Below are 12231 nucleotides of genomic sequence, written 5' to 3'. Positions count from 1 at the left end.
CGGGCCGGCGGCGGCGTCCGAGGGGGCGCCGCCGTCGGCCGTTGAGGCGCGCACCCGCCACGCCGTCAGGACAGCTGCGTCACCGCGACGAGCAGCAGGGCGACGGTTCCGAACCCCGTTCCGAACACCGTGAGCACGAGCAGCAACGCGCCGCCGGGCAGCACGCCGGACATCCGGCTCGTCAACACCGCTGTCGTGTGCCGTTGCCGTCGCCGGGCCGCAACCCAGAGCAGGCAGGCCGTGCCGACGCCGATCACACCGGGAACGACTCCCCAGGCGGCGAGTCCGTCGGGCAGCACGAGCGGGAAGATCCGCAGCGACACCAGGGAGCCGATCGCGATCGCGAGGGCCGTGCGTCGCCAGGCCAGTTCGGTGCGCTCCGGCTGCAGCCCCGGGTCGTACAGCCGATCGGATTCTGCCGCGCGCCGCATCATGCCCTCGGCCCGGTCAGCGCCACAGCACGCCGGCGAGGACGAGCAGCCCGACGGTCACCACGACGAGTGCCAGCACGACCGCCGAGAAGGCGCCGGGCAGCGGACGCGAGCGGCGGAGGGCACGCTCCGCACGCATCCACTCCCACCAGGCGAGCGGTGCGACCACCGTTCCGGTGACCATGAGCAGCAGAGAGGCCGCGAGTCGGAACCCGGGATGCAGGTCGAGACCGAGGACCTCGAGCGCGACGCCGCCCGCGATCAGCGCGAGAGCCGTGCGTGTCCAGGCCAGGAACGTCCGCTCGTTCGCGAGCGAGAATCGGGGGTCGGGCTCCTCGCCGACCCCGTAGACGGAAGCGGGGAAGCGGCTCATCGCCTCATCGTATCGGCGGGACGGCCGCATCCGGGATCAGTTCCCGTGGACGCGGCGTCCCGCGAACCAGGTCGACAGGACGGGCGTGCGCACGATGTCCTCCGCGGGTCCGGCGATCGCATCGCGTGCGAGCACGACGAAGTCGGCGGACTTGCCCGGTGCGAGCGAACCGGTCTCCGCCCCGAGACCCATCGCGGTCGCGGCGTTGATCGTGAAGACCTCGAGCGCCTCCTCGGCCGTGATCGCCTGCGCGGGCCACAGTGTGCCCGGCGTCCTGCCGAGCGGGTCGGCCCTGGTGACGAGCCCCTGGAGCCCCTCGAGGGTGTTCGGCGAGTCGCTCACCGGCCAGTCCGAGCCCCCGGCGACGAGGGCCCCCACATCCAGCAGTGCGCGGTTCGGCTGGGAGTGCTCCGCGCGTTCGCCCAGCACCTCGGCCAGCGCCTGGGGGATCACGCCCGGGTACCAGATGAAGGGGGAGATGTCGGCCGCGACGTCGAGTGCCGCCAGCCGCGGGATGTCGGACTCGGCGAGGAACTGCCCGTGGGCGATCTGCACCGGCGTGGTGACGCCATCGGACCGCAGCCGCTCGGCGGCGTCGAGGACCAGACGGGCGGAGCCGTCTCCCGTGCAGTGCACCTTCGCGCCGAGACCCCGGTCGGCGACCGCGCGCAACCAACCCGTGAGCTCGTCCAGGGTCATGGTCGTCTCGCCGTGGAAATGCGCACCGTGCACGGGGGCAGCGGGGTAGGGATCCAGGAACGAGGCCGTGCGCGCCGGCGGCACTCCATCGAGGAAGATCTTCACGAAGTCGGGGCGGTGATGGGCCGTGCGGAACTCCTCGCCACGATCGAGCAGCGGAGCGCCGATCGGGTCGAAGCCGAAGATCTCGTCATTGATCAGCAGCGACGAGACGACCCAGGCGTTCAGCTCGTCGGCATGGTCGAGGTCGGCCAGGGCGGCGAGGATGTCGACCGAGACCCCCGCGTCCTGGAAGGCGGTGACGCCGTAGGAGTTGAGGATCTCGATGCCCCGCCGTGACGCGGCCGCGTGCTGCGCGGGGGTGAGCCCGCCCGTGCGGTCGTACGCCTCCTGCACGGGGATTCCCGCGGCCTCCAGCAGGACGCCCGATGGGGTGCCGTCTTCCGGGTCGAGCAGGGTCACCCCGGACGCGGGGACGCTCTCGGCCGTGATGCCAGCGAGCTCGAGAGCCCGAGAGTTCGCCCAGCGGTTGTGCCGGGAGTCCTCCATCAGCATCACCGGACGCCCGCCCGCCGCCTCGTCGAGAAGACGGCGGCTCGCGGTGTTCGCGAGCGCAGGCAGCAGCGTGGTCGCGACCGCTCCGCCGACGATCCAGGCGTCTTCGGGGAGCCCTGCGGCGTGCTCGCGCACGCGGTCGAGGATCCCCTCCAACGGCAGCGACGGTGCGAGCGACAGCTCGAACAGGTCGGTGCGTCCCGCGAGCGCGTGGTGGTTGTGCACGTCGACGAAGCCGGGATACACCGCCGCGTCGCCGACCTCGAGCAGCTGCGTCCTGCGGCCGCGGTACGCCTCGATGTCGGACCGCGATCCCACGGCGAGGATCCGGCCGTCGCGGACGGCGAACGCCTCGACGACGGGGTTCGCGCGGTCGGCCGTCCGGATCACGGAGCCGGTCACGATGAGGTCGGCGACGTCGGTCATGTCAGGCCTCTCCGAACGATGCGGGCTCGAGCTCGGGCGTGTGCACCGTGGTGGAGAGCAGGCGGCCGTGCGCCCCGAACGTGAAGTGCGTCGGCACCTCGCCGCTCTCGTCGAGGCCGAACAGCACGCCGTGCGAGCGGATCGCGTTCACGTCGCGGTGGTCGGCGATCGTCACGGAGGCGCACGGGATGACCTTCTCACGCCACGCGAACACGTAGATGCCGGGGCGGATCTCCCACACGCTGTTCTCGTCCGTGTCGGCCAGGCCGCGCTCGGGGCCCGCGAGGCACTGCCACGAGTACCACCGCGACGACAGGTACACGTGCTCGTAGGCGTGCTCCTCGCTGTACACCCATTCGACGCGGCGTCCGATGAGGGTCGTGGTCGGGGCGGCCTCGACACCCGTGACCTCGGCGCCCTCGATCGTGCCGGGCCCGAAGTGGTGCTGCACCCGCGTGCGGCCCCGCTCCGGCGCGGGAAGGATCTCCGACAGCACGGCCAGTGAGCGGCCGTGCCGCAGGTCGAGGATCAGCGAGACGGCCTCGTTCGGCAGGTACCGGTGGTGGAACTGCACGAAGAACAGGTCGGCGTCGACCTCGAACGCCTCGTAGTCGTCGGTGTCCGACGCCGCGTCGGTGGCGTCGTCGGCTCCCGGGCGGTAGTCCCAGGTCACGGTGCTGTCGGCGAAGCGGTGCACGATACGGGTGCCTCGGCCGTCGACGACCGTGATCTCGCGGCCGCTCAGCGCGGTGCTGTGCGGGGCCTTGTTGGCGTCGAAGCCGGGGGCGAGGCCCTCCAGCGGCAGCCAGGTCGAGGTGTCGGCGGGGTTGAGCGTCGTCATGTCTTTCCTTCGGTCGGTGCGGGGTGCGGGGTGCGGGGTGCGGGGTGCGGGGGAACGTCTCAGCGGTCGCTGAACCGCTCCAGGTCGGTGGCGAGGCCCTCGTACACGGCGGGCTTCGAACGCTGGAGATAGGCGCCGTACACGAGCCCGCCGATCAGGGCGAGCACGAGCAGCAGAGGCATGAGACGGATCGCGAGTTCCTGCGACCCCGCCACGATGTCGAAGTTCACGACTGCGAGGATCGAGATCGCGGCGATGCCGAGGAAGCCGATGCCAGGGGCGATGAACGTGCTCCACCACCGCGGATCGTTCCTCCTGCGGAAGTACACCACGATCGAGATCGCGGCCAGTCCCTGCAGGATCAGCACGCTGAGCGTGCCGAAGCCGAGCATGGCGGGCACGAGCGTCACGATGGGGTCGGCGCCGGCGATCGCGAAGATGATCGCGACGATCGCGGCGAAGCCCGCCTGGACGATGCCGGCCAGCTGCGGTGCGCCGTTCGCGCGGGTGCGGGCAAGCGCCTGGGGGAGGATCCTCGCGCGACCCAGCGAGTACAGGTAACGGGTGGCCGAGTTGTGGAACGCGAGCATCGCCGCGAACAGGCTCACCAGGAGCAGCACCATCATCACGGTCGTGAGGGGCCCGCCCAGGTACTGCTGCGAGAGCGAGAAGATCAGGTCGCCCGTCGGCAGGTGCTCGAGCGCGGTGGCCTGCGCCTGCGCCACTCCGGTCGCGCTCACCACGGCCCAGGTCGTCACACCGAGGATGATGCCGATCGCGATGATCGAGGTGTAGGTGGCGCGAGGGATCGTGCGCAGCGGCTGCTTGGCCTCCTCGCTGAACAGTGCGGTCGCCTCGAATCCGAGGAAGCCGGTGGCCGCGAGCAGCAGCCCGATCGGCAGCGAACCGGAGAACACGGCCTCGGGGCTGAACGCCGTGACGTCGTACCCGGTCTGCACGAGCACGGAGACATCGAACACGACCAGCATCAGCACCTCGAGCACCAGGCACACGCCGAGGACCTTCGAGCTGAAGTCGACCCCGACCCTGGCCAGGATGAAGCACACGACGATCGACAGCAGGCCCCACACGAGCCAGTGCACGTCGAGTCCGGTGAGGTCGCGGATGATCGTCTGCATGAAGAAGCCGCTCGTGCCGATCGTGCCGACCACGAAGAAGTTGTAGCCGAGTGTGGCGATGAGTCCGGCGATGAGTCCGCCCGTGCGGCCGAGGCCCTTCACGACGAACGCGTAGAAGCCGCCCGCGTTCACGAGCTGCTTCGACATCTGCGCGTAGCCGACCGCGAACAGCAGCAGGATCGCCGCGACCAGGAAGAACGACATCGGGGTGCCGCCGCCGTTGCCCAGGGCGATCGCGAGCGAGGCCACGACCACGATGCCCGTCAGCGGCGCGACCGCGGCGAGGACCAGGAAGACGATGCCGGCGACGCCGAGAGCGCCGGGGCGGAGGGAGGTGTGGTGCTGCGTCGTCGTGGACGCAGAAGTCTGTTCTGCCACGTCGGCTCCTTTGCTGGGTGACGGCCGTGCGGACACGGCATCGACGACGAGGGGAATCGTCGATAGAGCGAGTCTGCTCGCGCGGCCCCTGCCGTGCTTGACCCTGAGCGAAGGACGATGGTGTCACCGTGCACACCCCGACGGCCGACGTCGCCCCGGTGTCGCCGGGGGAGCAGGATGACCGTGAGACGTCGCCGTCCCCTCCCCGCACCACCGCGTGCCGGACGGCGCGGGGAGGATGCGATGGACCTGCAGCTGCACGGCACAGCGGCCCTGATCACGGGCGCCGGAAGCGGCATCGGTCGTGCGACGGCCGTCGCGCTCGCCGCCGAGGGGGTTCGCGTCGCCCTCCTGGACAGGGATCGCGCCTCGGTGGAAGCCACGGCAGCCGCCGTGCGGGCGGAGGGGACCGCGACAGAGGACGCCGTCGTCGTGGTCGCCGATGTGACCGACGAGGGCCAGGTGCGCACGGCGGTCGATGAGGCGGTCGAGGTGCTCGGCCGCCTCGATGCCGTGGTGTGCTGCGCGGGCGTCTCGGGGCCCGTCGGAGCGTCAATCGAGGAGATCGACCTCGCCGCGTGGAACGCGGTGCTCGCGGTCAACGTCACGGGTCCCTTCCTGGTGCTGAAGCACGCGCTGCCGGCGCTGCGGGCGGCCCGTGCCGCATCCGTGGTGCTGCTCGCGAGCGACTCGGCCTTCGTGGCATCGCCCGGGATGGTGCCGTACTGCACGTCCAAGGCCGCCCTGGTCCAGTTCGGCCGCGCCCTCTCGGTCGACCTCGCCGACGCGGGAGTCCGTGTGAACACGGTCGCTCCGTCGATCGTCGACACCCCGATGAGCCGGGGAGACCTCGGTGCGGCGGCGTTCGAGGCACCGCCGTTCCCGGTGCAGACCGCGGAGGAGGTCGCCGCCCACGTGGCCTACCTGGTGTCACCGCGCACGAGGGCCGTCAACGGTGCCGGCCTCCTCAGCGATTTCGGCTACATCGCGCGTTCCGGCTTCCCCGCGTAGCGCGGTCGAGCCGGGCCGGTCGCCCCGCATCGGGAACCAGGGCGCCCGCAGACAGACACCACACACGGAACACAACACCGAGGAGCACACATGGGAATCGTGGTCGGATCGACGGTCTCCGGACGCGTCATCGTCATCACAGGAGGCGGCACGGGCATCGGCGCCGCCATCGCGGAGAGATATGCGGCCGAGGGTGCGCACGTCGTGGTCGTCGGGCGTCGTCCGGAGCCGCTGCACGAGGTCGAGCGCGCGGTCGGCGCGGTGCCGATCATCGCCGATGCGGCAGACACGGCATCCGCGAAGGCCGCGGTGGCCGAGGTGCTGGCGCGGTTCGGGCGCATCGACGTGCTGGTGGCGAACGCCGGTGGACACGGGTTCTCCCCGGTCGGCGAGACCGACGACGAGAGCTGGGACGCCGCGATCCGCGCCAATCTCACGACGGCGTTCACGATGGCGCGCGAGGCGCTTCCCGCCCTGATCGAGGCCAAGGGGCAGATCGTCATCGTGTCGTCGCTGGCCGGCCTCTTCGCGGGGCCGTCGGTGGCCGGATACACGGTCGGCAAGCACGCCCTGGTCGGACTCACGCGCACCCTCGCCCGCGACTACGGCCGACACGGCGTGCGCGTGAACGCGATCTGCCCCGGCTGGGTGCAGACGCCGATGGCCGACGAGGAGATGGACGAGTTCGCCGCGCACGCCGGACTCGACTCCCGCGAGGAGGCCTATGCGAAGGTCACGGCCGACGTACCGCTGCGGCGCCCTGCGCGTCCCGCCGAGATCGCCTCGGTCGTGCGGTTCCTCGGCTCCGGCGAGTCGTCGTACATCACGGGGGCCGTGATCGTGGCCGACGGCGGCTCGCACGTCGTCGACGTTCCGACGATCGCGTTCGACCACGCCGGGATGTGACACCGTTCGGAGGGGATCCTCGTCGCGGAGGATGAATGCGGGGGAGGCATCCTCCGTAGCGCGGATCGCCTCCCCTACGCGGAGCTTATCCGCAGCGCGGATCTCCTCCCGAGCGCGGATCTCCCGTACGCGGACCCCGCGAGTCAGCCGATCCGGAGCTCGAAGCCGCCGTCCGCTGCGGCGATCGACACGTGCGTGAGGTCGTCCACGTGCGCGGTCGGGGCGTGGGTGGCGGCGTGCGGTCCGACGCCGATCACGCGCATGCCCGCGGCGTGGGCGGCCTGGATCCCGGCGCCGGAGTCCTCGAACACCACGCAGTCCGCGGGGTCGATGCCGAGGGTGCGCGCGGCGAGGAGGAAGCCCTCCGGGTCCGGCTTCGAGGCCGACACGTCCTCGGCCGTCACGGCGAGGGCGGGCACGGTCAGCCCGGCCTGCCGCATCCGCGCGGTCATGAGGGCGACGTTGGCCGAGGTCACCACGGCGTGGGGGAACGGCTCCAGGGCGTCGAGCAGACCGTCGGCGCCCGCGATCATGACGACGCCGTCCACGTCCTCGGCCTCGGTCGCGAGCATGACCTCGTTCTCGTGGAGGTTGATGGCGTGGTCGCGCTCGGGCAGCATGATCGCCATGCTCTGGTGACCCTGGCGGCCGTGCACGACGCTGAGCACCGTCTCGGGGGCGATCCCGTGCGGCTCCGCCCAGGCCAACCACAGTCGCTCCACCACCGCTGTCGAGTCGACGAGGGTGCCGTCCATGTCGAGGAGGGCGGCGCGGGCGTGGATGGTCTGGGTCACCCCTTCAGGCTAGCCGCACCCGCCGCCGCCGGAGCGGATCGCGTGCGACCCGAGGCCGACGCGATGGGCGGACGGGCGGGATGCGGTGCGGCGTCAACCGCCGAGGTATGCCCGGTGGAGGAGGGCGGGGTCGGCCTGGAGCGCCTCGGCCGTGCCCTGGAACGACACGTGACCGCCAGCGACGACCACCGCCTCGGCGGCGAGTCCCAGCGCGAGCTGTGTGAACTGCTCGACCAGCAGCACCCCCACCCCGGAATCGGCGATCGACTTCACGATCGGCATGAGCCGCATGAACACCACCGGGGCGAGCCCCAGCGACATCTCGTCGATCAGCAGGATCCGCGGCTTCGCGGCGAACGCCCGCGCGAGCACCACCATCTGCTGCTCGCCGCCGGAGAGCAGGGCGGTCGGCGCGTCGATGCGTTTCTCGAGCTCGGGGAACTGCGCCAGCACGGCGTCCTGCTCTGCGGAGGTGCGCGCGGTGAGGGAGATGTTCTCCCGCACGGTCAGCGAGGGGAAGACCGCGCGTCCCTGCTCGATGTGCACGATGCCGCGACGGGCGCGTGCCACACGCGACAGCTTGTCGATCGGCTCCCCGTCGAGGGTGATGGTTCCGGCCGAGTGCGGTGTCACGCCGGACACCGACTCGATCAGGCTGGTCTTGCCTGCACCGTTCGGGCCGACCAGGGCCAGCACCTCTCCGCCGGCGACGCGCAGGGACACGTCCGAGATCACCGGACCGGCGCCGCGACTCACGGTCACGGCGTCGAGGACGAGTTCGCTCATGTCAGCAGCTCCGTCTCTCCCATGTACGCCTTGACGACGTCGGCGTTCGCGAGGACCTCGGCCTGGGGCCCGGTGGCCAGCACCCGACCGAAGTCGAGCACGGTCAGGGTCGGGCACACGGAGCGGACGAGGTCGAGGTCGTGTTCGATGATGATGAGAGCGACGCCGTAGCGTGCCGGCAGCTCGCGCAGCCGGGCGGCGAGGGCCAGGTGCTCCTCGTGCGAGAGCCCGGCAGCGGGTTCGTCGAGGATCAGCAGGCGAGGGCGTGCCGCGACGTTGGCGGCCACTTCGACCAGTCGGCGCGTCCCGACGTCGACGCTCGACAGTCGCGACCGGGCGGGCGGGCACCCGAAGAACGCCAGCACGTCCTCGATGTCCGCGGTGGCGAGGCGACGCCGTGCCACGAAGCGCATGTACGCACCGACGGTGAGGGCCGGGGGGACGCGATCCTGTTGGAACGTGCGACGCAGACCGAGCCGGGCGCGCCGCGTCGGGGAGAGCCCGGCGAGGTCGCGGTCGCCCAGGAGCACCCTGCCGCCGTGCTGGGGAAGGAATCCGCTGATCGCATCGACGAAGGTCGACTTGCCGGCGCCGTTCGGGCCGATGAGTCCCATGATCGAAGCGGCCGGCACCGTGAACGACACGTCGTCCAGCGCCTTGAGAGCGCCGAACTGCACCGTGAGTCCCTCGACGGTGAGCACGGGAGCGCCGTCGAGGGCGGCCTCGTCCACGGTCGCCGTCGTCGTGGTGGTGATCGCTGCGGCGTCCGTCCCGGCGTCGGGTGGCAGCGCCGAGAGCGCCGCGTTGGCCGTCCGTCGGTCGGCGCGGCGGTAGAGGAGGTTGCGGATGCCCTGGCCGAGGTTCGTCCCGCTGGTGAGGGCCTGGACGCCGAGCACGCCGAACACGACGAAGCCCCAGTCCTGCGGGACGCCCCAGCGCTTGAGGAGTTCGGGCACCAGCACCCAGAGCAGGCCGCCGAAGATCGCCATGTCGATCAGGTGCGCCCCCGACATGATCGCCAGCACGTAGAGCGCGAGCGACTGCAGCGGGGTGAAGCTCGACGCGAACGGCAGCTGCACCTGGCCAGCGAGCAAGCCGCCCGAGATGCCTCCGAGTGCCGCCGACACCGCGAACGCGGTGAGCTTGGCCGACTGCACGCTCTGCCCCGCCGCGGCCGTTCCGCGCTCGGAGAATGCCACGGCTTTCCAGCTCGAGCCCCAGCGGCCGCGCTGCAGGAAGAACACCCCGAGCGCGCAGACCGCCAGGACGACGATGGAGAGGAAGAAGAACTGCCGATCGTTCGAGAACATCTCCGGTCGCTCGATCGCGGTGCCGTCGGCCGAGCCGGGGAACTGGATCTGCACGAGGGTCACATCGGCGGCAGCCGCGAACCCCAGCGTGACGACGGCGAGGTTGACGCCGCGCAGGCGGAGGGCCGGGAGTCCGACGAGGATGCCGACCAGGCCGGCGGCGACTCCACCCAGCAGCAGCCAGACGAGGAACCCGCCCGGCGCCTGCATGACGTTCAGCAGCGAGACGATCCACGCGCCGACGGCGGCGAAGGTGAGCTGGCACAGCGCGATCATCCCGGCGGAACCGGTGACGATGCCCAGCCCGAGGATGGCGATCGCCGCGGTGACCGCGCTGATCGCGAGGAACACGAAGTACCCCGGCAGGGCGGCACTGAGGATCGCGCCGACGCCGATGCCGGCGAGGGCGACCGCGAACGGCCAGGTGATCCGGAACCAGGGACGGTCAGCGAGCGGCATCCCACACCTCCTTGCGCTGCGTCCACAGCAGCAGGACGACGATGAACAGGAACGGGAGGAAGTTGCGCACGAGCGCCACCTCGTCGATCTGCGCGACGAGACCGCCGAGCACGCCCAGCACGATCCCGCCGACGACGGCGAGGTCGAGCCGGCGGAAGCCGCCGAGAAGGGCGGCCGCGGCGGCGGGCACGATCAGCATCGACAGGCTCGTGGCGTCGTTCGACTGCGACGGCGCCACGATGATGATCGCGATCGCGCTGATCACACCCGTGACGAACCAGACCGCGATCGAGAGCGGGCGCGAGCGGATGCCGAGGAGCTCGGCCGTGGTCGGCCGCTCCGAGAGCGCCCGCAGCTGCGTGCCGACCCTGGTGCGGCGCAGCACGATCCGCACGGCGACCGCGGTGACGATCGCCATGACGACCGTCGCGACGGTGACCTGGCTGATCACGACGCCGCCGATCGAGAAGGCGGGGCCCGCGATGATCGGCGTGAAGGGCTGCGGTTTGTTGCCGAACAGGATGAACGACATCGAGATGAGCAGCAGCAGCGGTCCGACGGTCATCGCGGAGCGGGTGGTGGTGGACGCCTCGGAGAGCCAGGTCGCGGCGATGAACCCGATCGCCGCGGCGAGGAGTCCGGCGACCAGCACGCCGAGCACGGATCCGAGCCAGATCGGCAGTCCGAGCTCGCGGACGAACCACACGGCGGTGAACGCGCCGAACATCCCGGTCGCGGCCTGCGCGAAGTTCACCACTCTGACGAGTCGGGACATCAGGGTCAGGCAGACTCCGAGAACGGCGTAGAGACCGCCGGCGGCGAGGCCGGCGATGGCGCCTTGCAGCATGAGGCGTCCTTTCGGTTCCGAGGGGGAGGGGCCTGCCGCCGGTAATGCGCCCGGCGGCAGGCGGTCAGGGGGTCATTCGCCGATGCGGAGCCAGTCGTCGGCGACCTTCTCCCAGGCGTTCGTGCCGGATTCGAGGATGATCGGCCAGCCGGCGGTGTTCTGCGTGCCGAACGCGTAGGGCGTTCCCACCATCGGGTTCTCGATCGGCTCCATGCTCTTGAGCGCCTCGGAGACCGACTCGCGGGTGATGTCGCCGTCGATGCCCTCGAGCACCTCGATGAAGTACTTCGCGGCGAGGTAGCCGCCCTGGCTGAACGAGGTGAGCGGGATGTCGTTGGCTTCCATCAGCTCGCGCCAGTCGGCGTTGATCTCATCGTCGTCCGTGAACGGGTAGAACTCGGCTGGCACGTAGATGCCGGCGCCCGCGTCGTCGATCGCATCGGCGAAGTTCTCGCTGTAGACGCTGGTCAGGTACAGCCACGTCACGTCGTCCCACCCCTGGGCGTTGGCCGCCTTGACCTGGCCGATCGCGTCGGGCTCGACGGGGTTGATGGCCAGCGCCTTGCACCCCTGGTCGCGGGCCTTCACGATGTACGGCGTGTAGTCGGAGGCGCCGTACGGGACGGTGTCGTCGACGTACTTCGGCTCCTTGCCCGTGTTCTCGGTCCACTTGTCGATCGCGGCCTGATAGGTCGGACGGGTGGAGCCGGCGATCTCCAGGAGGATGCAGATGTCGTCGAGGCCCAGCACCTCGGAGCCGTACTGCAGCGTGAGGGTCATGTCGTTGAACGGCCCGACGTTCGCCGGCGAGATGTTGTCGCTCGCGAAGCACCCGGTGTCGACCCCGATGCCCGGCAGGGAGAGGATCCCCTCCTGCTCGTAGTACTTGGCGTTGATCTCGCACTCGATGAGGCTCGCGGAGCCGACGAGCGCGACCGCACCGTCGCTGCCCACGAGCTCCCTGGCCGACGCGGTGGCCGTTGCGGGGTCTCCCTTGTCGTCGAGCATCTTGTAGTCGATCGTGCGTCCGTCGAGTCCGCCGTCTTCGTTGAAGGCGTCGAACACCGCGGCGGCGGCCTGCGATGCCTCGGGGAACGTCGCGGGGCCGCTGATGGTGTTGACGGAGCCGACCACGATCGGGGCGCCTTCGCCTCCGCCGGATCCGCCGTCCCCACCGGCGCAGCCGGCCAGGGCGAGGGCTGCCACGGCGAAGAGCGCCGCAGTGCCGGATACTCGCTTGTTCATGTGATTCCTGCCTCTCGTGTTCGGGTCGTTC

The 12231-nt window shown here is 70.8% G+C and carries 12 protein-coding genes; 2 read left to right on the top strand and 10 right to left on the bottom strand.

From position 1 onward, the window contains the following. Positions 1-65: 65 nt before the first annotated feature. From AB0E56_RS15075 to AB0E56_RS15055, 5 genes are read right to left on the bottom strand one after another with little or no spacing between them, the layout of a single operon-like run. Positions 66-434, bottom strand: coding sequence for a DUF202 domain-containing protein (locus AB0E56_RS15075; RefSeq protein ID WP_359800292.1), 369 nt, complete (start codon positions 432-434; stop codon positions 66-68). A 13-nt stretch (positions 435-447) separates the two neighbouring features. After that, complete coding sequence (locus tag AB0E56_RS15070; protein ID WP_359800289.1) at positions 448-804, bottom strand: DUF202 domain-containing protein; 357 nt, start codon at positions 802-804, stop codon at positions 448-450. A gap of 36 nt (positions 805-840) precedes the next feature. After that, positions 841-2484 carry an amidohydrolase gene (locus AB0E56_RS15065; RefSeq protein ID WP_359800286.1) on the bottom strand — a complete coding sequence of 548 codons (1644 nt, stop codon included), beginning with the start codon at positions 2482-2484 and terminating at the stop codon, positions 841-843. 1 nt (position 2485) lies between these two features. Continuing rightward, positions 2486-3325 (bottom strand): molybdenum cofactor biosynthesis F family protein, encoded by an 840-nt coding sequence (locus AB0E56_RS15060; RefSeq protein WP_359800285.1) that lies wholly within the window; start codon positions 3323-3325, stop codon positions 2486-2488. A 59-nt stretch (positions 3326-3384) separates the two neighbouring features. Continuing rightward, on the bottom strand, positions 3385-4842 hold the full coding sequence (locus AB0E56_RS15055; protein ID WP_359800283.1) for an APC family permease: 1458 nt from the start codon (positions 4840-4842) through the stop codon (positions 3385-3387). A gap of 243 nt (positions 4843-5085) precedes the next feature. Between AB0E56_RS15055 and AB0E56_RS15050 the strand changes: the two genes are divergently transcribed. Next, positions 5086-5853: an SDR family oxidoreductase gene (locus AB0E56_RS15050; protein WP_359800281.1), complete on the top strand. Its 768-nt coding sequence runs from the start codon at positions 5086-5088 to the stop codon at positions 5851-5853. 90 nt (positions 5854-5943) lie between these two features. After that, entirely contained in the window at positions 5944-6759 is an 816-nt protein-coding gene (locus tag AB0E56_RS15045; RefSeq protein WP_359800279.1) for an SDR family oxidoreductase, read from the top strand. A 143-nt stretch (positions 6760-6902) separates the two neighbouring features. On the opposite strand, the gene AB0E56_RS15040 is transcribed toward AB0E56_RS15045, so the two are convergent. The 5 genes from AB0E56_RS15040 to AB0E56_RS15020 form a co-directional block, all read right to left on the bottom strand. After that, positions 6903-7553, bottom strand: a complete 651-nt coding sequence (locus tag AB0E56_RS15040; protein WP_359800278.1) for an HAD-IA family hydrolase — start codon at positions 7551-7553, stop codon at positions 6903-6905. A gap of 93 nt (positions 7554-7646) precedes the next feature. Beyond that, positions 7647-8339, bottom strand: coding sequence for an ATP-binding cassette domain-containing protein (locus AB0E56_RS15035; protein ID WP_359800276.1), 693 nt, complete (start codon positions 8337-8339; stop codon positions 7647-7649). Further along, positions 8336-10108 (bottom strand): ATP-binding cassette domain-containing protein, encoded by a 1773-nt coding sequence (locus AB0E56_RS15030; protein WP_359800274.1) that lies wholly within the window; start codon positions 10106-10108, stop codon positions 8336-8338. The genes AB0E56_RS15035 and AB0E56_RS15030 overlap by 4 nt, the downstream gene beginning before the upstream one ends. Further along, on the bottom strand, positions 10095-10955 hold the full coding sequence (locus AB0E56_RS15025) for a branched-chain amino acid ABC transporter permease (protein ID WP_359800272.1): 861 nt from the start codon (positions 10953-10955) through the stop codon (positions 10095-10097). Before AB0E56_RS15025 ends, AB0E56_RS15030 begins: the two co-directional genes overlap by 14 nt. A gap of 72 nt (positions 10956-11027) precedes the next feature. Next, positions 11028-12200, bottom strand: coding sequence for an ABC transporter substrate-binding protein (locus tag AB0E56_RS15020; protein ID WP_359800270.1), 1173 nt, complete (start codon positions 12198-12200; stop codon positions 11028-11030). Positions 12201-12231: the final 31 nt, after the last annotated feature.

The organism is Microbacterium sp. NPDC028030 (assembly GCF_040637855.1).
Classification (GTDB): Bacteria; Actinomycetota; Actinomycetes; order Actinomycetales; family Microbacteriaceae; genus Microbacterium.
This window is presented reverse-complemented; position numbering and strand designations above follow the sequence as displayed.

Bases quoted from the DNA above. Each gene is read 5' to 3' on its own strand.
- AB0E56_RS15075 (WP_359800292.1), bottom strand. From the start codon at position 434: ATGATGCGGCGCGCGGCAGAATCCGATCGGCTGTACGACCCGGGGCTG.
- AB0E56_RS15070 (WP_359800289.1), bottom strand. From the start codon at position 804: ATGAGCCGCTTCCCCGCTTCCGTCTACGGGGTCGGCGAGGAGCCCGAC.
- AB0E56_RS15065 (WP_359800286.1), bottom strand. From the start codon at position 2,484: ATGACCGACGTCGCCGACCTCATCGTGACCGGCTCCGTGATCCGGACG.
- AB0E56_RS15060 (WP_359800285.1), bottom strand. From the start codon at position 3,325: ATGACGACGCTCAACCCCGCCGACACCTCGACCTGGCTGCCGCTGGAG.
- AB0E56_RS15050 (WP_359800281.1), top strand. From the start codon at position 5,086: ATGGACCTGCAGCTGCACGGCACAGCGGCCCTGATCACGGGCGCCGGA.
- AB0E56_RS15045 (WP_359800279.1), top strand. From the start codon at position 5,944: ATGGGAATCGTGGTCGGATCGACGGTCTCCGGACGCGTCATCGTCATC.
- AB0E56_RS15035 (WP_359800276.1), bottom strand. From the start codon at position 8,339: ATGAGCGAACTCGTCCTCGACGCCGTGACCGTGAGTCGCGGCGCCGGT.
- AB0E56_RS15030 (WP_359800274.1), bottom strand. From the start codon at position 10,108: ATGCCGCTCGCTGACCGTCCCTGGTTCCGGATCACCTGGCCGTTCGCG.
- AB0E56_RS15025 (WP_359800272.1), bottom strand. From the start codon at position 10,955: ATGCTGCAAGGCGCCATCGCCGGCCTCGCCGCCGGCGGTCTCTACGCC.
- AB0E56_RS15020 (WP_359800270.1), bottom strand. From the start codon at position 12,200: ATGAACAAGCGAGTATCCGGCACTGCGGCGCTCTTCGCCGTGGCAGCC.